This is a genomic window from Clostridium boliviensis (assembly GCF_033342255.1).
Taxonomy (GTDB): Bacteria; Bacillota; Clostridia; order Lachnospirales; family Lachnospiraceae; genus Lacrimispora; species Lacrimispora boliviensis.
Genome location: NZ_JAWONS010000109.1, coordinates 90,671 through 113,069 on the forward strand (window position 1 = coordinate 90,671; position 22,399 = coordinate 113,069).

General features: G+C 42.4%; 20 protein-coding genes and 1 pseudogene. 14 read left to right on the forward strand and 7 right to left on the reverse strand.

The genetic code is table 11. From position 1 onward, the window contains the following. Positions 1-13 precede the first annotated feature (13 nt). A complete protein-coding gene (locus RZO55_RS06945; RefSeq protein ID WP_318063554.1) occupies positions 14-958 on the reverse strand; it encodes a LysR family transcriptional regulator in 945 nt (314 codons plus the stop codon). Between the two features lie 181 nt (positions 959-1,139). On the opposite strand from RZO55_RS06945, the gene RZO55_RS06950 reads away from it, so the two are divergent. The 8 genes from RZO55_RS06950 (at position 1,140) to RZO55_RS06985 (ending at position 10,806) form a co-directional block, all read left to right on the forward strand. Beyond that, the gene (locus tag RZO55_RS06950) at positions 1,140-1,973 is read left to right on the forward strand and encodes an ABC transporter permease (protein WP_318063555.1); all 834 of its coding nucleotides are present in this window, start codon (positions 1,140-1,142) and stop codon (positions 1,971-1,973) included. Further along, positions 1,966-2,748: an ABC transporter permease gene (locus RZO55_RS06955; RefSeq protein WP_318063556.1), complete on the forward strand. Its 783-nt coding sequence runs from the start codon at positions 1,966-1,968 to the stop codon at positions 2,746-2,748. Before RZO55_RS06950 ends, RZO55_RS06955 begins: the two co-directional genes overlap by 8 nt. A gap of 12 nt (positions 2,749-2,760) precedes the next feature. Next, positions 2,761-3,798: an ABC transporter ATP-binding protein gene (locus RZO55_RS06960; RefSeq protein WP_318063557.1), complete on the forward strand. Its 1,038-nt coding sequence runs from the start codon at positions 2,761-2,763 to the stop codon at positions 3,796-3,798. A gap of 48 nt (positions 3,799-3,846) precedes the next feature. Next, on the forward strand, positions 3,847-4,917 hold the full coding sequence (locus tag RZO55_RS06965; protein ID WP_318063558.1) for an ABC transporter substrate-binding protein: 1,071 nt from the start codon (positions 3,847-3,849) through the stop codon (positions 4,915-4,917). 11 nt (positions 4,918-4,928) lie between these two features. Further along, positions 4,929-6,641 (forward strand): adenine deaminase C-terminal domain-containing protein, encoded by a 1,713-nt coding sequence (locus tag RZO55_RS06970; RefSeq protein WP_318063559.1) that lies wholly within the window; start codon positions 4,929-4,931, stop codon positions 6,639-6,641. A 5-nt stretch (positions 6,642-6,646) separates the two neighbouring features. Then, a complete protein-coding gene (locus tag RZO55_RS06975; protein WP_318063560.1) occupies positions 6,647-7,987 on the forward strand; it encodes an amidohydrolase in 1,341 nt (446 codons plus the stop codon). A gap of 185 nt (positions 7,988-8,172) precedes the next feature. After that, on the forward strand, positions 8,173-8,439 hold the full coding sequence (rpsO, locus tag RZO55_RS06980) for a 30S ribosomal protein S15 (protein ID WP_097002902.1): 267 nt from the start codon (positions 8,173-8,175) through the stop codon (positions 8,437-8,439). Positions 8,440-8,667: 228 nt separating this feature from the next. Continuing rightward, the gene (locus RZO55_RS06985) at positions 8,668-10,806 is read left to right on the forward strand and encodes a polyribonucleotide nucleotidyltransferase (protein ID WP_318063561.1); all 2,139 of its coding nucleotides are present in this window, start codon (positions 8,668-8,670) and stop codon (positions 10,804-10,806) included. Positions 10,807-10,861: 55 nt separating this feature from the next. Here RZO55_RS06985 and RZO55_RS06990 read toward each other — a convergent pair whose 3' ends face one another. The 4 genes from RZO55_RS06990 to RZO55_RS07005 form a co-directional block, all read right to left on the reverse strand. Next, on the reverse strand, positions 10,862-11,560 hold the full coding sequence (locus tag RZO55_RS06990) for a hypothetical protein (protein ID WP_318063562.1): 699 nt from the start codon (positions 11,558-11,560) through the stop codon (positions 10,862-10,864). Continuing rightward, positions 11,544-12,947, reverse strand: a complete 1,404-nt coding sequence (locus RZO55_RS06995) for an AAA family ATPase (RefSeq protein WP_318063563.1) — start codon at positions 12,945-12,947, stop codon at positions 11,544-11,546. The genes RZO55_RS06990 and RZO55_RS06995 overlap by 17 nt, the downstream gene beginning before the upstream one ends. A 146-nt stretch (positions 12,948-13,093) precedes the next feature. Further along, positions 13,094-13,864, reverse strand: coding sequence for a tetratricopeptide repeat protein (locus RZO55_RS07000; protein WP_318063564.1), 771 nt, complete (start codon positions 13,862-13,864; stop codon positions 13,094-13,096). Positions 13,865-13,866: 2 nt separating this feature from the next. Further along, complete coding sequence (locus RZO55_RS07005) at positions 13,867-14,043, reverse strand: helix-turn-helix domain-containing protein (protein ID WP_318063565.1); 177 nt, start codon at positions 14,041-14,043, stop codon at positions 13,867-13,869. Between the two features lie 225 nt (positions 14,044-14,268). Between RZO55_RS07005 and RZO55_RS07010 the strand changes: the two genes are divergently transcribed. From RZO55_RS07010 to RZO55_RS07025, 4 genes and pseudogenes are all read left to right on the forward strand, one after another. Beyond that, a complete protein-coding gene (locus tag RZO55_RS07010) occupies positions 14,269-15,024 on the forward strand; it encodes a DUF3784 domain-containing protein (protein ID WP_318063567.1) in 756 nt (251 codons plus the stop codon). 5 nt (positions 15,025-15,029) lie between these two features. Next, positions 15,030-15,413 carry an SdpI family protein gene (locus tag RZO55_RS07015; RefSeq protein WP_318063568.1) on the forward strand — a complete coding sequence of 128 codons (384 nt, stop codon included), beginning with the start codon at positions 15,030-15,032 and terminating at the stop codon, positions 15,411-15,413. Between the two features lie 17 nt (positions 15,414-15,430). After that, positions 15,431-15,847: pseudogene (locus tag RZO55_RS07020) on the forward strand (VOC family protein); the annotation flags it as partial. 515 nt (positions 15,848-16,362) lie between these two features. Beyond that, the gene (locus RZO55_RS07025) at positions 16,363-17,043 is read left to right on the forward strand and encodes an aspartate/glutamate racemase family protein (RefSeq protein ID WP_318063720.1); all 681 of its coding nucleotides are present in this window, start codon (positions 16,363-16,365) and stop codon (positions 17,041-17,043) included. A gap of 56 nt (positions 17,044-17,099) precedes the next feature. Here the strand turns inward: RZO55_RS07025 and RZO55_RS07030 are convergent, their stop codons facing one another. Beyond that, positions 17,100-17,930: a formylglycine-generating enzyme family protein gene (locus RZO55_RS07030; protein ID WP_318063569.1), complete on the reverse strand. Its 831-nt coding sequence runs from the start codon at positions 17,928-17,930 to the stop codon at positions 17,100-17,102. 92 nt (positions 17,931-18,022) lie between these two features. Beyond that, positions 18,023-18,661, reverse strand: a complete 639-nt coding sequence (xynA, locus tag RZO55_RS07035) for an endo-1,4-beta-xylanase XynA (RefSeq protein ID WP_318063570.1) — start codon at positions 18,659-18,661, stop codon at positions 18,023-18,025. 454 nt (positions 18,662-19,115) lie between these two features. Here xynA and RZO55_RS07040 point away from each other — a divergent pair, with 454 nt between their 5' ends. Then, positions 19,116-20,417, forward strand: a complete 1,302-nt coding sequence (locus RZO55_RS07040) for a DUF1576 domain-containing protein (RefSeq protein ID WP_318063571.1) — start codon at positions 19,116-19,118, stop codon at positions 20,415-20,417. Between the two features lie 66 nt (positions 20,418-20,483). Beyond that, positions 20,484-22,364 carry an ABC-F family ATP-binding cassette domain-containing protein gene (locus tag RZO55_RS07045; protein WP_318063572.1) on the forward strand — a complete coding sequence of 627 codons (1,881 nt, stop codon included), beginning with the start codon at positions 20,484-20,486 and terminating at the stop codon, positions 22,362-22,364. Positions 22,365-22,399 lie beyond the last annotated feature (35 nt).

The following is a 22,399-nucleotide window of genomic DNA, read 5'->3' on the forward strand; positions in this document are numbered from 1 at the left end:
CGGACGCGTATTTTTAGATTACAAAGCATGCGGCGTGTTCTGTTTTATAATATTCTGTGAGAATATCCAAAAAAGCTTTAGCATACTTGGGCAAATACCGGTTTTTCTGATAGGCAGCAATCAGTGTATTATCGTTTCGCTTTTTTCCTACAGAAAGGCAGACAGAGGTGGAGGGTTCTCTGTTTCTCAAATAATGATAATAACTTTCCGGAGCGAATGCGGCCCCCAGACCCTCCATGGCCAGGCGGATAGACATCTCACTGTTGCGGGTATGAAGAAGAATCCCTGGCTCCATCTCATATTCTTCAAAGAGTCTTAATGCAATTCCCCCTGTGTTTTGATCGGGATAAAGCAGAATAAAGGATTCCTCAGACAGAAGGCTTAAATCAATCCACGGATATTGAAAGCCTTCTTTTTTTATTGCTTTTTCTGACAGTGGGTTGTCTGCGGATAACACAAGAACCATTTCCTCTTTTCCGATGATCTGATAATCTAAGTCAGTAGGAAATTTATGCACATTATAGAAGGTTAAGTCAACCGTGTGATCCGTTAAGGTATGCTCGGCCACAAAACTTACTTCCTCCATCATATTCACGGTGACGTGAGGGTAAAGACTGTGAAATTTCATCAGAGTGGGACCGATCAGACTGTTACCCAGCATGATGGGGAGGGCAATGTTTAAACGGCCGTGGTTATGGTGCATAATATCATCAAATTCATTATTCCATTCAATTCCGTATTCCACAATCTTTTCCGCATAATGAATATAACGTTCTCCGATATAAGTGGGAAAATAACCGCTTCCCACCCGGTCAAATAGCCGGGTTCCCAGCTGCTGCTCTAAATTTTTTAAATATTTGCTTAACGATGGCTGGGAAATAAAAAGTGTTTCTGCAGCTTTGCTGATGCTTTTATTTCTGTAGATGGCCAGAATGTATCGGGCTTCTTTTAAATCCATGGCGTTCTCCCCTTCTTACTATTAGCATTATAGATTTACTGCATACAAAATATAGATTATATGTATTTGACGTACAGTATATCATAAATTATAATAAATGTATAGATATAAATTAGTATAACTTATAAATAGTTATAAGAAACAGCCACATTTGGAGTGCAGAAAGTATGGAGAGGTAAAAATGAAGAAACGCAGTGCTTTTGTAATGATAATTCCCGGGCTGGTGATTCTGACGGTATGTCTGTTCCTTCCGCTTTTGAAAGTATTGATACCCTCCCTTCATACAGGGGCGTATCCCTTAAGCGCGTATGTTGAATTTTTCCAGGATGAATATTACCGGAAGATTTTTGTAAGAACAGTAAAAGTTGCATGCCTGACCACCGTTACCTGTATGGTGCTCGGTGTTCCCACCGCATATTTTATCAGCCGTTGCAGCAAAAAATGGAGAGGGATCCTGCTGTCCGTTTCCATATTTCCCATGATGACCAATTCGGTGATACGAAGCTTTGCATGGATTAATATTCTGGGAAGCAACGGACTGGTCAACCGGCTGCTTATAACAGCTGGTATTGTGGAAAAACCGGTGAAGCTGCTGTATACAGACTTTGCCATTATCATTGGTTCGGTTTATTTATTTCTGCCTCTTATGATTGTGACAGTGGCAGGAGTTATGGAGAATATAAGCGATGATATGATGGAAGCGGCCTTAAGTCTTGGTGCAGACCGGATTCGGGCTTTCATGAAAGTGATATTCCCCATGAGTCTGCCAGGAATTATTGTGGGAGGAATCCTGGTATTTACCGGAACTTTAACCGCTTATACAACTCCCCAGCTTTTAGGCGGCAATAAGCACATGGTTCTTTCCACCTTTATTTATCAGAGAGCCATGAGCGTAGGGGACTGGGATGGAGCAGCTGTTATTTCCCTGATTATGATTGTTGTAACAATGGCTGTTATGAAAGGATTTAATTCTCTGGCAGCGAGACTTGATAAAAGAGGAGGAGACCATGCGTAAAAATAAGATGCTCACCATTTTTGCTGTTTTGGTATTTGGTTTTTTAATTCTGCCCCTGATCATCATCGCTGTTACCGCCTTCGGCAAGGGCAGTGCCATAACTTTTCCCATTGATTCATTTTCATTTAAGTGGTTTTTAAATGTATTTGCAATAAAATCATTCCGGATCTCATTCTTAACCAGTCTGCAGATTGCCATGCTGGCGACGGTTATTGCACTTCTGGTGGGAATACCCGCTGCCTATGCACTGGCCAGAGCGGGATTAAAAGGCAAAGGTTTGATTAAATCAGTCTTTCTTTCTCCTACCATAGTGCCAGGTATCGTAATCGGTTTTGTGCTCTATCAGTTTCTGGTACTGTCCTTTCGAGTGCCAGTATTTCTGGGACTTTTAGCAGGTCATTTCATGGTAACACTGCCCTATGTGATTCGGGTGGTGGGGTCCAGCCTGGAACAGTTTGACTTCTCCACAGAAGAAGCGGCGTGGAGTCTGGGGTGCGGTAAGATCCCTGCTTTTTTCCGGGTTGTTCTTCCCAATATTACTTCTGGAATTTCTGCCGCATTTATGCTGGCATTTATCAATTCCTTTAATAACATACCGGTATCCATGTTTTTGTCCGGGCCGGGAGTATCCACCTTTCCGGCAACTCTGATGAATTACATTGAATATAATTATGACCCTACGGTGTCGGCAGTATCCGTATTGTTAATGGCTGTTACAGTTCTTATGATGGTAATTGTTGACAAAACACTGGGAATAGCCGCCCTGGCGAAATAGGAGGAATTCGAAATGGCATATATGACACTGAAGGATATTGATGTCCGTTATGATAAGAAGAAGCAGGTGTTAAAAGGATTAAATCTGGAAGTTAAGGAAGGGGAACTGGTGTCTTTGTTAGGTCCCAGCGGGTGCGGAAAAACCACAACTCTTCGCGTGGTAGCCGGATTTATAGAGCCTGAGTGCGGTATATTTTCCATTGACGGAGAAGAATTGACAAAAGTTCCGGTTCATAAAAGAAATTTCGGTATTGTATTCCAGAGTTATGCGCTGTTTCCTCATCTGAACGTTTATGACAACGTTGCATTTGGTTTAAAAATGAGAAAACTTGATAAAGACCAGATCGACCGGAAAGTCAGGAATATCTTAGAAGTCTGCGGTCTTGCGGAGTTTGATAATCGTTTCCCCCAGCAGATGTCAGGCGGACAGAGACAAAGGGTGGCTCTTGCCAGAGCTCTTGTAATTGAGCCAAAGCTTTTGCTTCTAGACGAGCCTCTTAGTAATTTAGATGCAAAGCTGCGTATCAACATGCGCATGGAGATCAAACGCATTCAAAAAAAACTGGGAATTACCACTTTATTTGTCACCCATGACCAGGAGGAATGTTTCTCCATCTCTGATAAGGTAGCAGTTATGAATCAGGGAGTCATTGAGCAGTTTGATACTCCGGAAAACATTTACCAGAGACCAAATACGGAATTTGTAGCCAGATTTATTGGATTTGAAAATTTCCTCACATTAAAAAAAGAGGGAAGTGTATATAAAACGCAAGCCGGTGCAGTATTTACGGTAGAGGCCGAAAAAGAGGGAGATTTAGTTGCCGGCACAATTAGGCCTGAGGATATACGGATCGCAGGAGAGACGGAAGTTCATAATGTTCTTACCGGAACCGTGGGAGTGCGGACATTCTTAGGAAAAAGCTATCAATATGAAGTTCTGACAGAGGAAGGCAAGTTTCTGGTAAGCAGACCGGCAGAAGAGGTTTATGAAGAGGGCAGTACAATCCGCCTGTATCTTCCAGAGTCGAAGCTCATTCTTGTAAATAAGTAACAACGGCTGTATAAGCCGGCAAATGATAAAAAGAGAGGATAATTAATTATGAAAAAAGTATTGGCATTATCTTTATGTGCAGCTATTGCGCTCTCAGGCTGCGGTACGGCTAAGAGTGCAGGAGATACCACTGCAGCAGCGAAGAGCACAGCTGGCGGAGAAAAGAAACTGGTATTATCTACTTATGGATTGAGCGAAGATATTTCTGAAGAAGAGGTATACAAACCATTTGAAGATCAGTTCGGCTGCAAGATTGTAACAGAGACAGGAAGCACCAACGAGCGTTATACAAAGCTGTCAGCGGATTCCCAGAGCACCATCGATGTAATCGAATTATCCCAGGCTATGACTGCCAAGGGAATAGAAGCAGGGCTGTTTGAGACTTTGGATTTGTCTAAGATTGAAAACAGCAAGAATTTAATCGGTGCAGCAAAATCTATGGCAGATGCCGGACAGGGTGTTGCCTATACCATTAACAGCATTGGCATTATGTATAATCCGGAAGCAGTTGGATTTGAAATAACCAGTTTTGACGATCTGTGGAAGGCAGAATTAGAGGGAAGCATAGCGATCCCGGACATCACAACTACCTTTGGCCCTGCTATGGTCTACATGGCAAGTAATCATGCAGGTGTTGATGTTACAACAGACAAAGGGGAAGCAGCTTTTAAAGCTCTGGAAGAATTAAAGCCAAACCTGGTTAAAACCTATGCAAAATCTTCTGATTTAATTAATATGTTTACCTCTGGGGAGATCAAGGCTGCGATTGTAGGAGATTTTGGTGTACCTACTATTAAAGAAGCGAATCCGGATCTGGTTTATGTAACTCCTGATATAACTTATGCAAACTTTAACACAATAAGCATTACCAAAAACTGCAAGGATAAAGAACTGGCTTATGCTTATATCAATTACCGCTTAAGTAAGGAACTTCAGGATAAGACCAGCAAGGCGTTAAATGAAGCACCAACCAACAACCAGGTTCAGGTTGAAGAAGAAAATGCAAAAAATATGACATACGGAAAAACTGCGGAAAATGCAAAAGTTCTTGATTATTCTTTTGTAAATCCTCTTTTAAGTGATTGGATTGACCAGTGGAACCGTATTATTAACAGTTAAGGAAAGAGAATATGAAGGTTGACTTACTTGTTCAGAATGGATGGGTCTACCGGACATACAGGCAGTGTTTTGAAAAAGCGGACATTGCAGTAGTGGGGGAAAAGTTTTACGACGTTTCCCCTGCTTCCTGTTATGAGGCGGACCTTGTGGTAGATGCAGAGGAAACATATATCATACCGGGACTGATTGATGTTCATATGCATATAGAAAGCTCCATGATCGGACCGGCGGAATTCTCCAGGGCAGTTCTTCCCTGGGGTGTCACAACGGTGGCGGCAGATCCTCACGAGATTGCCAATGTATTTGGGATTACGGGAATAAAGCGTTTTATGGATGTAAAAACAGATCTGGATATTTTTTATGCCATTCCTTCCAGCGTTCCTGCGGCAGGCCCGGATTATGAGACATCCGGCGGAGTTATGGGAGAGGAAGATGTCCTTAAGCTTCTGGAAGACGGCAGGGTCATCTGCCTGGGAGAAGTGATGAACTACCGGGATTTAGTTTCTTTGCAGGATACTAAAATAAAACGCATCATTGAACAGTGTCAGACAGCAGGACGTGATATTAGGATAGAGGGACATTGCCCCTCCCTGACAGGAAGGGATCTGGCTGCCTTTATCAGAGCCGGAGTGGACGCGGATCATACCCAGCAGACCGGGGAATCCGTACTGGAAAAAACGGACATGGGAATGTTTCTGGAACTTCAGGAGAAATCCCTGACTCCCGATGTCATAAATACTGTGGTAACTCACCGGCTTTATGAGAACGTGGCACTTGTGACTGACGATGTCATGCCGGATCATCTGGTAACTGGGCATCTAAACCGGGTACTACGTCTGGCAGTGGAGCGGGGGATGGCTGCGGAACAGGCAGTTTATTGCGCAACCTTTACCGGGGCCAGAAGAATGGGATTACATGACAGAGGGATGATTGCGCCTGGAAAGCAGGCTGATTTCGTGATATTAAAGGATCTGGTTCATTTTAATCCACTGGCAGTTTATAAAAGCGGAAAACGGTATGAGAATGGATCAGGGGAAGAAAAAACAACATATCCGGATGAGTTTTACCAGTCTGTGAAATGCCGACTTGCCCTGGAATCCGACTTTAAACTGAACCGCTGTAAAATAAAAAATGGAAAAGCTCTTGTTTCAGTTATGCAGGTACAGGAGTCCGGAACCAGAATCTGTCACGGTAAACGCTGGATTCCTGTAAAGAACCACTGCCTGTGCTGGCAGGAAGCAGGATTGTGCCTGGCTGTCGTATACGAACGGTATGGGAAACACGGCGGCGTGTCCAGCGGTCTGGTGGAAAACGGATTAAAACTGCCCGGTGCAGTGGCAACTACATGGAGCCATGACAGCCACAATCTTCTGGTTCTTGGAAATTCACCAAAAGATATGCTTCTTGCGCAGAACCGGATTGTTCACATGCAGGGAGGCTATGTAACAGCCAGAGAAGGTGCTGTATCTGCTTCTGTCAACCTTCCGGTAGGCGGTATACTCACCGATGGGGGATTGGATAAGCTGGCCGAAGATCTTAGTGCAGTACGAAAGGAGCTGGAGGATATGGGATATAAAAACAGCAATGTGATCATGTCCGTTTCAACCTTAACTCTTCTGGTTTCTCCCGAGTTAAAACTCAGCGACAAGGGATTATTTGATACGAAGGAACGGCAGGGAATACCCCTGGTGGAAAAATACGAGTGTGAAAAAGGAAAAGGTTGATCAGTGTGAGAACGGTAATTGTAAATGCAACAGTAGTAACCATGAATAAAAATGGGGATGTCTACCACCCCGGCTTTGTGATGTTTGAAGATGATGTGATCACAATGGCGGGTGAAATGAAGGACTTGGAAGAGAAGGCGGGGCATTTGGATGCAAAGCTGATTGACGGAAAAAACGGAATTTTAATCCCAGGAATGGTAAATCTTCATACCCATATGGGAATGGTTCCATTTCGGGGACTTGGAGATGACTGCAAGGACCGACTGCGTGTCTTTTTAATCCCTATGGAGCAAAAAGCCATGGATCAGGAACTGGTTTATCTCTCCACCCGCTATGCAGCAGGGGAAATGCTTCTGGCCGGAGTCACTACGGTTATGGACATGTATTATTATGAAGAAGAGGCTGCAAAAGCCATGGATGAAATGGGGATGCGTGCAATTGCCGGGCAGACAGTTATGGACGAGGGAGCCTGCGATTTTAAAGATCCGAAAGAGGCGCTTTCTTACGGGGAAAATCTTATTAAGAAATATTTAAACCATCCCAGAATAACAGCCTGTATTGCACCTCACGGCACAACGACTTGTTCTCCTGAAGTGTTAAAAGAGGCATACCGCATTGATTCCTCATATGAAGTTCCATTCACCCTCCATACCGCAGAAATGGACTATGAGATGGAATATCTGGAAAAAGAGAAACAAATGACTCCGGTTGGCTATTTAGACAGTATCGGGGTTCTTGGGAAAGATACTCTGGCTGCTCATTGTATTCATATGACGGAAGAAGATTTAGATCTTTTAAAGGAGCGCAGGGCATCGGTTGCCCACTGCATCGGATCCAATACCAAAGCGGCCAAGGGAGTGGCTCCTGTGAGCGGTATGAATAAGCGGGAAATTGCGGTCGGATTGGGAACAGATGGCCCTGCAAGCGGAAACACATTAGATATCCTCACTCAGATGAAACTATGCGCGGACTTTCATAAAAATGAGACGAAGGACAGAAGTGCATTTCCTGCCAGTGACATTGTTAAGATGGCAACTATTCAGGGGGCGGCGGCTCTGGGACTTGACGGCATCACAGGCTCTCTGGAGCCGGGAAAGCAGGCGGATCTTGTGCTGATAGAGACGGATTCTGTCAATATGTTTCCTGTTTATGACCCTTATTCGGCACTTGTATACAGTGCCAATCCGTCCAATGTGGAGGCTGTTTATGTAGCCGGAGAGTGTCTGGTTGAGGGAAAACGATTGAAAAAAAACGATATGGAAGAAATACGCAGATCCCTTATTAATAAGATGAAACATACGGATTTTGGAAAATATATTGAAAATAAACAGGAACTGGATGTGTAAATTTAAGTAATCTGGTATCAGATTTCATGATCCGGCAACAATATAAGTACGCGGAAGTGTTTGACAACTATTTTCCCCTGTGGTAAACTATATTCGTATGAATACACGCCGGTACCCGGTATTTCGGACACTCCAGCCATTGCTTGGTACAAGGTGAGAATTTAAAATTTAAGGAGGAAATCAATATGATTTCAAAGGAAAAGAAAGCAGCTATTATTTCTGAATACGGCAGAAAGCCTGGCGACACAGGTTCACCGGAAGTACAGATCGCAATTCTGACAGAAAGAATTACAGAATTAACAGATCACCTTCAGCAGAATCCAAAAGATCATCATTCCAGAAGAGGACTTCTGATGATGGTTGGACAGAGAAGAGGACTTCTTAATTACTTAAAGAAGACTGATCTGGATGGATATCGTGCTTTAATCGAGAAGTTAGGAATCAGAAAATAATAAACCATTTAGGGTGGAGAACTTCTCCACCCTATCTGTCTATTAAGTAAAGGATGTTAAAAGTAGAAGTATCCCCCGAGACCGCTGATGTACACGTAAAGTAATCGGTTCAGACACATAGTACGAATGTCTCCTGCAGTCTGCCGAACCGTAATTTATTTACGTGCAGATCAGTAGTTTCGGCATCTTCTACTGTTAATATAAATTTAATTTTAAGGAGATACCAGTATGTACAAGAGTTTCAGTATGGAGCTTGCAGGCAGAACCCTGACCGTAGAAGTGGGCAGAGTGGCAAAGCAGGCGAATGGTGCAGCTTTGATGCACTACGGAGATACCGTTGTATTAGCAACTGCAACGGCATCCGACAAACCAAGAGACGGAATTGATTTCTTCCCTCTCAGTGTGGAATATGAAGAAAAATTATACGCAGTAGGAAAGATTCCGGGAGGCTTTAACAAAAGAGAAGGAAAAGCATCTGAGAATGCGATTTTGACCTCACGAGTGATTGACCGTCCCATGAGACCTCTGTTCCCAAAAGATTACCGCAATGATGTTACTCTTGATAATATCGTAATGTCTGTTGATCAGGACTGCAGCCCGGAATTAACAGCCATGTTAGGTTCCGCTATTTCCACCTGCATCTCTGACATTCCTTTTGACGGACCATGCGCGTCCACTCAGATAGGTCTTGTTGACGGAGAACTGGTGATTAATCCGACTCAGGCGCAGAAGCAGGTTTCCGATATGGCTCTTACCGTTGCTTCCACAAGAGAGAAAGTCATCATGATAGAAGCCGGAGCCAATGAGGTTCCTGAGGATATTATGATTCAGGCCATTTTTAAGGCACATGAGGTAAACCGGGAGATTATTAAGTTTATCGATACCATCGTTGCAGAGTGCGGAAAGTCAAAGCATGATTATACCAGCTGTGCAGTGCCGGAAGAATTATTTGCAGCGATCAAAGAGATCGTAACTCCACAGGAGATGGAAGTTGCTGTCTTTACAGACGAAAAGCAGGTAAGAGAAGAGAATATCCGTAATATTACAAAGAAACTGGAAGAGGCTTTTGCCGATAAGGAAGAGTGGCTGGATGTACTTGGAGAAGCCATTTACCAGTATCAGAAAAAGACGGTCCGCAAGATGATTTTAAAGGATCATAAGCGTCCGGACGGCCGTGCGATGAACGAGATCCGTCATCTGGCAGCAGAGATCGATATGCTTCCAAGAGTTCATGGTTCTGCTATGTTCACCCGCGGACAGACACAGATCTTAAATATCTGTACTCTGGCACCATTATCAGAAAGCCAGAGACTTGATGGTATTGATGATATGGAAACTTCCAAGAGATATATGCACCACTACAATTTCCCATCATTCTCTGTAGGAGAGACAAGACCTTCCAGAGGACCGGGACGTCGTGAGATCGGTCATGGTGCGCTGGCAGAAAGAGCCCTTGTTCCGGTTCTTCCGTCAGCAGAGGAATTCCCGTATGCAATCCGTACCGTTTCCGAGACCATGGAATCCAATGGTTCCACTTCTCAGGCCAGCATCTGTTCTTCCTCTATGTCTTTAATGGCAGCAGGTGTGCCGATTAAGTCAGCAGTAGCAGGAATTTCCTGTGGTCTGGTAACCGGAGATACTGATGATGATTATATTGTTTTAACTGATATTCAGGGTCTGGAAGATTTCTTCGGAGATATGGACTTTAAGGTAGGCGGTACCCATAAGGGAATCACTGCGATTCAGATGGATATTAAGATTCACGGTTTAACAAGACCGATTATTGAAGAAGCAATCCGCACTACAAGAGAAGCAAGACTTTACATTCTTGATGAGATTATGGCAAAAGCGATTGCTGAGCCTCGCAAGGAAGTTGGAAAATATGCTCCTAAGATTGATCAGATATCCATTGATCCTCAGAAGATTGGTGATGTTGTGGGCAAGCAGGGCAAGGTAATCAACAAGATTATCGAAGAAACCGGCGTGAAGATTGATATCTCCGACGACGGAAGTGTGTCTGTATGCGGAACCGATCAGGAGATGATTGACCGGGCTATTCAGATCATCAAGAGCATCGTGACTGAGATTGAAGCTGGACAGATCTTTACCGGTAAGGTAGTAAGAATTATGAATTTTGGTGCGTTTGTAGAGCTTGCTCCGAGCAAAGACGGTATGATTCATATTTCAAAGCTTTCTGATAAGAGAGTGGCTAAGGTTGAAGATGTGGTGAACATCGGAGATATGGTTACTGTAAAAGTCATGGAAGTAGACAAGATGGGCAGAATCAACTTAAGCATGAAGCCAGGCGATCTAGCTCCAAAAGCAGAAGAGCCGAAGGAAGCAAAAGAAGAAACTGCAGAAGAATAAAAGCTGTGATATCGATCAGGCATCAGACAGAAGTAATCTGTCTGATGCCTGTTTTTTACTTTCTGGAGATATCGGTGAACAGAAGATGAAAGTTACTGTAGCGGTTTAATGAGTTTGCCCCCTCACTGATAAACTCCCAGGTATCCCTGTAATCGCCGGGAACTGTAAAATCATTACCGGAAAGGAAAGAGAGAAAAGCGGCAGGGTCTAAGGAGTAGCGGTCTGCAAAGGCATCTGCGTAATTGACTTTCTCTTCATTGGTTAAATTATTACTGCTGTTGTGAAGCACATGTTCCAGATTTCTGGAAAAATAGTAGATGGAATAGGGGATGGAACCGATTTTTCCGGTAAGGGAAAGCCGGGATAATATCTGGGATTTTTGTTTGTTGCGTTTGATGACGGTTTCCGGAGAACGGGTTTCTATGTGGTCTCTCAAATACAGGATTTCCTCGTGCGCTCCATATACCACTTTCTCTTCCATGATAAAAGCACCATCTATATCAACCAGATGTATTACTTTTAATATATCTTTTTTCTCAAATCCATAACGTTTTCGTTCTGTATCAATGTGCCGGTTGACTGTTTTTATTGCATTCTGGGCAGTAACCGACCAGTTGCTGGTGAGATCGCCATGCACGATATGAAACCTGACATCTTCTTTCTGAAAAATCTTCTTTAAAATCGGGCTTAACGTTTCTTCGTCAGTAGGTCCTTCTGCAATAAAGAGAATGATTTTCTTAGTCCTGTTTATCATAGGGAACCGCCTTTCCGGCACGCCGGAATGCGCGTCCTATCTCTACACTGTCTGTTTCTTCATAAATTTCCTCCGGCTGTCCTCCCAGCGTAATGCTGCGTAAATATAAATCCCGCAGGTTGTTATTGCTTTTTACGTTCTGAAGGCGGATATACCGGTTGGCTGGATTGGCTGTAGAGAAAATAATGCTTCGTTTGTGGATCATCTCAAGTGCTCTTAAATTATGAGAGGTAAAAATCAGCTGTCCCTTTGCTCCTTTTTCAAAAACAGATAAAATCTCTCCTAGCAGATATTCGTAGATACCGGAATCAAGTTCATCAATGATCATGCACATGGAAGGCTGGTTATACACACACATCATTACGTTCAGCACAGAGATGATCTTAATGATCCCTTCCGATTCATATTTAAGAGGGATCACAACCTCTCCCCGTTTTGATATCAGCTGAATCCGGTAGCCGGGCGTTCCATTTTCCCGCAGCTGTTCTCCGAAGTTGTGGATTCCGATGGTCAGGCCTGGTATCAATGAAGATAATACCGCATTCATTTCTTCGATAATCTGAGAAACAAGCTGAAACTGATCTTTGCTTATGACTGACGGGTCATCAAGGCGGATCATTAAATCACCTTTTGCGATTCGGTTTCCCAGGTTTAAGCGGAATGCGAAAGGAAGCCTGGAACTAGTGGCGATGGAACCGGAATGAGCACTTGAGATAACAAACAGGTTTAAGGAAGCATACTGATACAGAGCTTCTATGACTGGCGTGTAATCCTGTGTGATCTCATCCGGCGCTGACAGAAAAATGCTCCTGATTTCCTGGCTGAATAGAAAGGAAGCGGTATTTTTCTGGGCAAGCTTTTTGGCTACGCTTAAATTAACGCGGACATCTTCTCCGCTTTTTGCCAGGGATTCAAAGCGGTATTTTGGTGTGAAGACCGGTCCGTCTGGTGATGAGGAATAATCAATTAGTGTTCTCTTGTTTTCAAACCGGGTTCCGTTCCATATGGCAGTACTTAACGTTTCTCTTGAGATTTCTATGGGAAGGCCGGTCCCTCGTTTCAATTCGGCAGCATATTCTGCCAGGATGGACTTCTCAGGAAAACGAATCAGAAATTTTACAGCGATACTGCAGTTTCCTGATTCTTCCGATATATAGTGAACTGTGTCGTCCGGCAGAGGCTTTCCTGCTAAAAGCATCTGAATGATGTCCATGGCTTCAATTACTGCAGTTTTTCCGGAACCATTCTGTCCATAAATACCGAGAAGATCTGCTTTATCCGAAAAATAATTCTTTTCTGCATAGGCCGGCATTTCTATTTTTCCATATTGTGTATTTTTTAAATTTCTTAACTGGATTTCGCTGATGCGGACAATCGCTTCTTGCATATGTTCCTCCTATAAAAATTTTATATTAAAATTATAGTAACACAAAAAAATAAAAACTCAATGTAAATAATTAATTTCGATACAATTTGTATCAAATTATAGTATTGCACGTAAATAATAGGATAATACATCGGCTTAAATCTGCCTCACTTCACAGATCTGAATTTGTGCATTAATTGTTCAAACTCTTCACTTGAATGAAGATAAGAATACTTATGGTCGTCTTCAAGTTCCCCGAGTATGATTTTAATCATATTATTACGGACATCTTTTGTATGGATCGGCATTGAAATGTGCTGGAAAAGTACGGAGTTGTCAAGATCCATGGGGTGAAGAAGGGAGGACAGCATAGATTTTAAGAGGGATATGCTTTTTGGAACATCTCTCTGGTCAATGGCAGTTTGAAGGGGAGCTGCGTAAGTATCATATTCTTGCATCCCAAACATCTCTGCCAGTTTGGAAGACCGTTTAGAAATTTCTGCTGCATTCTGAGGCTTTCCCTCCTTTATAGCAATGTCCGATAATTTCATTAATAATAGCTGAATCTCCTGGTTTGCCATAAGAAGTCTTTGTTCTATCAGTTTTCCAGCCGTATCTGATTTCCCCTGTTGAATCATAAGTTCAGCTAAAAGAGGCAGCTTGTCTATGGCGTTACGCTCTGGCAGCAAATCTAACAGCTTCTGTGCCTTTTCATAATCACCGTTTTTTATATAGATGGTGGCCAGCATAAAATTTGCCTGGCTGCGGGTTTGTTCATCTCCATATCTGGCGGCCTGCATATAAAGGGAGATAATCTGACTGCAATACTTCTTTTTTTCTACGTTACTCATACCTGTCATCAGCATGACACCGTATAACAACAGTGCAGCAGTGTGAATAAAATGGCCGCAGGTCGGATATTCACGAACTTTTTCCATAGTTAAGAGTAAACCTGTTTCAAATCCTTTGCTGTGAATGACATCCATAATCTCTTTGCAGAGCAAGCTTTTTCCCATTTGCTGACAGCAGGGGCAGAGACTCCTAAATAATCGGCTATTTCTTCCTGTGTAAGACCGGTCTCTTTTCTTTTTTCCCGAATAACGATGTTTAATGGCATTGGTCTGTCCTCCTGTTCTATCAAGAAGTTTAATAATGTAATGGTATCAGATCTGGAATGATACTTCAACTGAGTATAGATTAATCTGATACGGAAAAATATAACTGCAGGTTAAAATAAAGTGGTCAAATTACTTGATCTTATTTGCTATTTGTACTATCCTGATAATAAATAGTTCCATTTGTTTTCAAATATATTATGGCAATGGAACAGGAGGTTGGTATAATGGTTGCTGTTTGGATTATATTTATACTGCTGTTAGTTTTGTCTGTTGTTTTATTGACAGGACATGGATCGTTCCTCATAGCAGGGTATAATACGTCAAGCCAGGAGGAAAAGGAAAAATACAATGCTAAAAAGCTGTGCCGTACAACTGGAGTTTCTTTATTGCTTATTCTTTTCGCTACGGCGGGATTGTTTATCATTCCATTAGAAAGCATCTATCGTACCCCATATTTCATTTTCTATTTTATTTTTATGATAGCAGACATTGGATTTACCATGTATTTTACAAATACCCACTGTTATAGAAGGGGGTATGAGAAACAAAAAGATGATGAAAAAAATAAGAAGCAGACGCTTTTTATAATTGCCGGAATCAGTATTGTATTGTCGCCGGTTTTATTGTTGGTTAGTATTACTTTATACCAGGCATCGTTGCCGCCTGTTTTCACAATCGCAGGAGATTCGCTGAAGATATCTTCCTCTAATGGTGAGACCATACCGCTTAAAGGGATAAAAAATATAAAGCTGGAAGAATCTCTGCCTTATGAATTAACAAAGGAGAATGGATCTGATTTGGGCTCTATATTGAAAGGAAGATTTCGTGCAGGAACGGAAACTGCCCACGTGTACATAGATGCCTCCAGGCCCCCTTTCATAATAATTGAAACTGAGGAAGGTCTGCATGTGTTAAATGATCAGACGCGGGGAAAAACCGAGGCGCTTTATAAACAATTGGTGTCCATCAGACAGGAGTGAAACATATGGCTTTTTGGATTTTTATGACAGCAATGGAATTGCTGCTTCCACTTATAATGATTGTAATTGGTTATCTTTTTAGAAAAAAACCGCCAAAAGAAATAAACGATCTGGCAGGATACAGAACTACAATGTCCATGAAAAATAAGGATACCTGGGAGTTTGCACATCATCATTGCGGCAAGGTCTGGCAGATGGTGGGCTGTTGCATGCTTGTTCCGTCATTTATTGCAATGCTGGCTGTCTTCGGAAAGGGGACAGATACAGTTGGTAATTTCGGCACACTGGTTATAATCGTACAGACGATTATTCTGATTGGTTCTATAATTCCTACAGAAATTGCATTAAGAAAGCATTTTGATAAAGAGGGAAAACCTTTACAGTTATAAAAAAAGGAGAAAATCACATGACACAGGCATTGGTACACATTGCATTGGTTGTAAGGGATTATGATGAAGCTATTGATTTTTATACTAAAAAGCTTCATTTTATATTAATAGAAGACACATATCAGCCAGAACAGGATAAGCGCTGGGTTGTGGTTTCTCCGCCCGCTGCTTATGGATCCACAGTTTTACTTGCAAAAGCCTCAAAACAGGAACAGGAGCCATTTATCGGCAATCAGGCTGGAGGAAGGGTGTTCCTTTTTTTGGGAACGGATGATTTTCACAGAGACTATGAAGAGATGAAAGATCTGGGGATTACTTTTATCCGGGAGCCTAAGGTCCAGGATTACGGTATCGTTGCAGTGTTTGAAGATCTGTACGGGAATTTGTGGGATCTGGTTCAGTTTCATGAAGGACATCCGATGGCAGGCAGGGTGGTAGAAAAAGAGACTGCAATGACTGAAATAATAACAGAACAGACGAAACGGGCGTTATGGGAAGTAAAGAATGTGATTGATTGTGTTACTGATGAATTATGGAATAAGGAATATTGTCAAATGCCTTGCTGGAAACATATTTACCACATGCTTCATTCTCTGGATCTGTGGTTTATCAATCCCAGGGATAAAGAATATGTGGAACCGGATATTCATGAAAAGGATTTAAATAATCTGGATACGGTATCGGTTAAACGGCTTACAAGAGAAGAGATCAATGACTATTTTGATGAAATCAGCCGTAAGATTACGTATTATCTTTTGAAATTGACTGATGATGAATTAACGGATAAGACCATGGGCTGCGAATACAGCAGACTAACGCTGATATTAGCGCAGTTTCGGCATTTACATACCCACATGGGGATGGTAATGGGCTTTATTACGGCAGATACCGGTTTGTGGCCGAGAGTATTAGGTTTGGAAAACCCTGTTCCGGAAGGGGAGTACAGCAAATACTTTTAAAATCAAGTTTATATTATCAGATTATGAATGAGACGATAAAGCAGGAACTGGGGGGACTTCATTCAGCGAAGATACTTTTATACAGCGTGGATTTTTCTGAAATTGAGCGCTGTCAGGCGGAAGATGACTGGGAGAAAAGCGGGAATATTTTATCCGCGGCTGCAGAAGCTCTTGAAAGAGCAGGAGCTGACTTTCTTCTAATTGGCACAAATACCATGCATAAAGTGGTGCCCCAGATTCAAAAGAGAATTAATATTCCGATTATACACATTGCAGAAGTGACGGCAGAGGAACTAAAAAAGAATCATATTACAACAGTAGCTTTGCTGGGGACGAAATATACCATGACTCAGGAGTTTTATAAAGAAAAGCTGGAAAATGCAGGTATTACCGTTCTAATTCCTGAAGCGAAGGATATTGAGGTAGTAAACAGTATTATTTATGACGAATTATGTCTTGGCACTGTTTTGGAAACATCGAAGGAAGCGTATTTTCGTATCATTGATAGCTTAAAGAACCGAGGGGCCCAGGGAGTTATTTTAGGCTGTACGGAAATTGGACTTTTAATTCAGCAGAAAGATGTGGATCTGCCTGTATTTGATACTACGAAAATTCATGCAGTAAAGGCGGCAAGGCTTTCCTTAGAGGCGGGGCTGTCAGAGGATTACTGAAATATGAGTATGAGACCGGACGAAAGACCGGTCTCATATAAATTATATATTTAGGGTTATCTGTCCCTGCATACACGGATCCCCATATCTGCGCCTCTGCCATTTGGTTCGAATTTACCACGGTAGGATATCTGACAGCTGGTAATATCTCCGACCCAGCCGCCCCCTTTCCATACCCGGTAAAAGCCCATTGGAATCTTTGCATCCTGATACCATTCAAAACACCATTCCCGAACATTTCCGGACATATCATAGATACCCAGCTCATTGGCTTTCTTCTTGCCAACGGGGTGGGTTTTCGTTAGATTGGCCTCGATGTCAGGCCAGTACCAGTCACCCTTCAGATACTTGTTTCCGGCATTTCTCCAATACCACACAGCTTCTTCTTCATCAGAGCTGCCGCTGTATGTAAAATTCCGGCTTTCTGTTCCTCCGCCGGCTGCGTAAGTCCACTCGGCTTCTGTGGGCAGGCGGTATCCATTGGCGCCTTCTGAAACAGTTACGGTCCAACGAATATCATCATAATCACAGATATTCTCCGGATCACGGTTTTTTTTATCAATCTTATAATAGGGGTTAAGACCCTCCTTTTCACTTCTCTTGTTGCAGTATTCGATGCTGTCATACCAGCTTACAGATTCTACCGGCAGATCACTGCCTTTAAAAGCGGAAGGATTATTTCCCATCACCTCAGTCCATTCCTCTTGTGTTACTTCATATTTACCGATGTAAAAGTCATGGATTGCCGGTTCTTCCTGGACCCTGTCGGTTGATGCCGCAATTGCAGCCCTGCCTTCCACCAGCACAAAACGATCCTGTTCCTTTTTGGAACATCCGCAGGAGGCGATCATTGCAGCGATTAAAAGCAAGATCAGCTTCTTCCTCATAGACAAGTCCCTTTCTCTGTCTGATCATATAATATTTAAATAGTATGTAGGTAAGTGCATTTGATAAATGGTTTCTTAAAATACAGTCCGAATTACCAGACTGTTACATTAGCATACCCGCTGCTCTGATATCCTTCTACGCAGAATGCCTGATAGGACCAGGAATTACCTAAGTTCATCCCTTTGCTTCTCCATGCATTCGCATGATTTCCAAAGTTAATCTGAGCATTGCTTCCAGTCGGTCTCTTTGACTGTCTGACACTCCAGTACTGCGGAAATGTCTGATAACCATCAATGGAAGGAGCGTTGTAACGCATGGTTGTATAGATATCATAATTGGCACCATCGCTATATACGGTTCCTTTATAGGTTCCGGTTGGTCTGTAGGTTCCCCAGCTGTCAACCACATAATATTCAATCAGGGAATTCCTTGTCCAGCCATAGAACGTTAAATAACTGTTGCCGGATGGAGAGAAAGCACCAGCGTTATAATTCACGATTCTGGATGGACTTCCGGCACCCCATCCTTTACCAACTACGAAATTACCACAGTTTGTCCAGCTTACACTGAAATTACCTCCAGAACCATTCACCATATTAACGGAACCGCCTCCGTCAGTATAATTCTGCCAGTAATCGGTAGCTGCAAATGAGGTACTGGTAAATATACTCGAAAAACACATTGCTAAAGCGAAAATAATCGACAAGACCTTTTTGCTTAATTCATTCATTTTAACCCCTCCTGTTTGATATTACTGATTGATACACTTACCTACATACGATATAAATATTATTTGCGCCCTCCTTTAATTTTTCAATGATTTTGTGTGAATTACTGTCGTCTGGATTTAACTTTGGTTGAGAATCAGCCTGGTGAAGTCATAAATGTCACAGAAAAGTCGGATATTTGTGTTATATGAAAGAATTGTTTCTATATTAGTCATAATATCAGATGAGAAAGACTTTGTAAATAAAATAACGTAAAAATTAGAATGTTTGGTTAGATTAACCAATTTATACTTTATATTTCAATGTTCAAAGAAACAACTCCAGGCACTTTTCCTAAAGTTATAAAATATTTATAAAAAATAGTTTTGGAATTAAAAAATAGTTGAACCTTTTTTTCTGAAATGATAAGATATCATTGTTACGAAAACTAAATATAGGAGAGGAAAACGAAACGACATGACAGGACAACTTTCAGTCAGATTCAGAACTTATGGACCGCTTTCGAGACGGGCCAAATTCCAGATTCTTGCCCTGGTGCCGATTTATTTTATTGTTGCAGGATTTTTACTGCAGCCGTTTGATGAAATCTGGAGGGGAATCATCACGATCGTACAGGAGCCGGATTTCCTGATTACGGATTACATTGCCATTGGAGGCATTGGAGCTGCATTTATTAATGCAGGTGTATTAACGTTATTGAGCATTGCAATCGTTTATTTTCTGGGGATGGATATGAGCGGTCATACCATTACCTCTAGCTTTCTCATGTTTGGCTTTTCATTGTTTGGGAAGAATATCTTAAACATATGGGCTATCATGATGGGAATCTGTTTATATTCTTATTATCACAAAACATCCATAACTCGTTATATTTATGTTGGGTTTTACGGAACCTGTTTATCTCCGGTTATTACCCAGATCATGCAGATCGGAAATCTGCCCCTTGGACTCCGGTTGGTTTTAAGTTTTTTTGTAGGTATAAGCATTGGCTTTGTGCTTCCGCCTCTTTCTACACACACGCATTATGCTCATCAGGGATATTCTCTTTATAATGTGGGCTTTTCCTGCGGAATTATTGCTACCATAATTGTGTCACTTATGAAATCCTTTGGGATTGAAATAAAGGCACGTCTTATCTGGTCAACCGGGCAGAATGTGTTATTTGCCAGACTGCTCATCGCTTTATTTTTTGGGATGATCGTATTTTCATTCTTTATATCCAAACAGGTGTGGACAAGATATCTGGAGATCTTAAAATCCTATGGAATCAGCGGAACTGATTATGTGAAGAGCGAAGGATTTGCCCCCACACTGTTTAACATGGGAATTAATGGTATAGTTTCAACGCTGTTGGTCCTTATTGTAAGAGGTGATTTAAATGGTCCTACTATAGGAGGGATTTTTACCATTGTAGGTTTCAGCGCAACGGGAAAGCATACCCGTAATATACTGCCCATTATGATTGGCGTCATTATTGGAGGATATTTGAAAAATTGGAGCATTACAGATCCCAGTGCTCAGCTGGCCCTTCTTCTTTCCACCACACTGGCACCCATCGCGGGTGAATTTGGAGTGGGGGCCGGAATTCTTGCAGGTTTTCTGCATTCCTCAGCGGCACTTAATGTAGGTATCGTTTACGGAGGATTGAATCTTTATAACAATGGTTTTGCAGGCGGTCTCATCGCCACCTTTCTGGTTCCTGTATTAAAATCCATCAGGGACAGGAAAGCCCATGCGAAAACCCATGTCTCTCTTTAAGGACAGCTTGTATTATTCCGATTTTGTGATAGAATAAGACAAAAAGAACAATTGAGGAAGTCAGTTATGCTGTACCAGATTATAGAAGGAACCGTTTCTGCAGGAGGAAACGTCATCCTGTCCCATATAAATTTCGAAATACGCGGCAATGAAAAAATTGCGGTTGTAGGAAGCAACGGAGCCGGAAAGACCACCCTTTTAAAGCTAATTGCAGGAGAACTGGAACTGGACCGTGACGATAAGCGGCAGAATTCAGGAATTAATGCTGCGAGAAAATTAACAACAGGATATTTAAAGCAGCAGGCATCGGAAGAAAATGAGCGTACGGTAGAGGAAGAGATCTTCTCTTCCTGCTCTTTTTCGGATGATTTTTCACAGGAACGGTTTGAATACGAACAGGAATATGACAGACTGTTTACCGGATTTGGATTTTTAAAATCGGATAAAAAGAAAAAAATTTCAGAATTTTCAGGAGGAGAGCAGACGAAGATTGCGCTGATCAGACATCTTCTCCTGAAACCAGATATATTACTGCTGGACGAACCTACCAATCATCTGGATATTCAGACAGTCCAGTGGCTGGAGGAGTATTTATCCGGATATAAAAAAGCGGTGGTTATGGTATCCCATGACCGCTTTTTTCTGGATCAGACTGTTTCAGTGATATATGAGCTTTCAGGTAAAACCCTGACCCGCTATACAGGCAGCTACACCCAGTTCAGGGCGGAAAAGAGAAAAAGAATACGGCTCCAGACGAAAGCCTATGAGATGCAGCAGGAAGAGAAAAAAAGATTAAATGACCTGGTGGAACGATTCAAGCACAAACCCAATAAAGCCGCATTTGCCAGGTCTAAACGAAAGGCAGCTGAGCGGCTGGTTCCGGTGGAAAAACCGGTGGAAGATGAAGTTCATCTGTTTGTAGAGCCGCTGGAGCCGGCTATTCTGGGGAGTAAATGGGTGTTTGAAGCAGAGCATTTAAAAATTGGTTATGAAAAGCCGCTTGCAGAGCTTAGTCTGCGGATTCGAAGAGGACAAAAAATAGGAATTCTTGGGGCAAACGGAGCAGGGAAAAGTACTCTTTTAAAGACTGCCGCAGGTCTGATTCCAGGATTGACCGGGGAGTATTCACTGGGCAATCACATTACCATCGGATATTTTGATCAGCAGTCCTCCCAGCTTCTTTCTGAGAAGAGCGTTGCGGATCATTTTCATGATTTGTTTCCTGCATTAACAGAAAAAGAGGTTCGAAGCATTCTTGGGGCTTATTTATTCGGAGGAAAGGAAGCCAGCAAACGTGTGGACGTTCTTTCAGGGGGAGAGAAGGCAAGGCTGGTTCTGGCGGAGCTTTTGCAGAGCAGACCAAATTTTCTGATATTGGACGAGCCTACCAATCACATGGATATACAGGCAAAGGAAACCCTTGAATCTGCGTTTTCTGCTTTTACCGGTACAATTTTGTTCGTATCCCATGACCGGTATTTTCTTGACCGGGTAGCGGAATCGATTCTGATTTTTGAAGACCAGTCTGTTTTTTATTATCCCTTTGGATATGCTCACTATCTGGAACGGAAAAGGAGGGGCAGCAAAGAGGGGATTGCAGCGCAGATGCGGGTAGAAGAACAGGCACTGATTGCCGGGATCAGGGCGGTTCCAAAGGCGGAAAGACACCGCCTGAAGGAAATATCCAGTGAGGAAGCCTATGTGGATTGGAAAATGGGACCGGTGACGGAGCGTCTTATGAAGGCCGGGGAACTGGTGGAGGAGCTTACTTACGCTTGTGAGAAGCTGCTTAAGGATTGGCAGGAATCCCAGGAAATCTGGTCAGCAATGGAATGGAGTGATGCTTCGGCCTATGAAGAGCTTAAGCGTCAGCAGGAAGAAGCCTGGGAGAAATGGACGGCTCTTTGTCTGGAATGGTATGATGAAACTTTGAATATGCAGTTATAGGAGAAAGCAGGGAAGGAAATCCGGTTCTGGAGTCC

Coding starts and splice junctions, on each gene's coding strand:
- xynA (WP_318063570.1), bottom strand. CDS start 18,661: ATGAATGAATTAAGCAAAAAGGTCTTGTCGATTATTTTCGCTTTAGCA.
- RZO55_RS06965 (WP_318063558.1), top strand. CDS start 3,847: ATGAAAAAAGTATTGGCATTATCTTTATGTGCAGCTATTGCGCTCTCA.
- RZO55_RS07030 (WP_318063569.1), bottom strand. CDS start 17,930: ATGAGGAAGAAGCTGATCTTGCTTTTAATCGCTGCAATGATCGCCTCC.
- RZO55_RS06950 (WP_318063555.1), top strand. CDS start 1,140: ATGAAGAAACGCAGTGCTTTTGTAATGATAATTCCCGGGCTGGTGATT.
- RZO55_RS07045 (WP_318063572.1), top strand. CDS start 20,484: ATGCTGTACCAGATTATAGAAGGAACCGTTTCTGCAGGAGGAAACGTC.
- RZO55_RS06985 (WP_318063561.1), top strand. CDS start 8,668: ATGTACAAGAGTTTCAGTATGGAGCTTGCAGGCAGAACCCTGACCGTA.
- RZO55_RS07010 (WP_318063567.1), top strand. CDS start 14,269: ATGGTTGCTGTTTGGATTATATTTATACTGCTGTTAGTTTTGTCTGTT.
- RZO55_RS06955 (WP_318063556.1), top strand. CDS start 1,966: ATGCGTAAAAATAAGATGCTCACCATTTTTGCTGTTTTGGTATTTGGT.
- RZO55_RS06990 (WP_318063562.1), bottom strand. CDS start 11,560: ATGATAAACAGGACTAAGAAAATCATTCTCTTTATTGCAGAAGGACCT.
- RZO55_RS07040 (WP_318063571.1), top strand. CDS start 19,116: ATGACAGGACAACTTTCAGTCAGATTCAGAACTTATGGACCGCTTTCG.
- RZO55_RS06995 (WP_318063563.1), bottom strand. CDS start 12,947: ATGCAAGAAGCGATTGTCCGCATCAGCGAAATCCAGTTAAGAAATTTA.
- rpsO (WP_097002902.1), top strand. CDS start 8,173: ATGATTTCAAAGGAAAAGAAAGCAGCTATTATTTCTGAATACGGCAGA.
- RZO55_RS06970 (WP_318063559.1), top strand. CDS start 4,929: ATGAAGGTTGACTTACTTGTTCAGAATGGATGGGTCTACCGGACATAC.
- RZO55_RS06945 (WP_318063554.1), bottom strand. CDS start 958: ATGGATTTAAAAGAAGCCCGATACATTCTGGCCATCTACAGAAATAAA.
- RZO55_RS07015 (WP_318063568.1), top strand. CDS start 15,030: ATGGCTTTTTGGATTTTTATGACAGCAATGGAATTGCTGCTTCCACTT.
- RZO55_RS07005 (WP_318063565.1), bottom strand. CDS start 14,043: ATGCCATTAAACATCGTTATTCGGGAAAAAAGAAAAGAGACCGGTCTT.
- RZO55_RS06960 (WP_318063557.1), top strand. CDS start 2,761: ATGGCATATATGACACTGAAGGATATTGATGTCCGTTATGATAAGAAG.
- RZO55_RS07000 (WP_318063564.1), bottom strand. CDS start 13,864: ATGGAAAAAGTTCGTGAATATCCGACCTGCGGCCATTTTATTCACACT.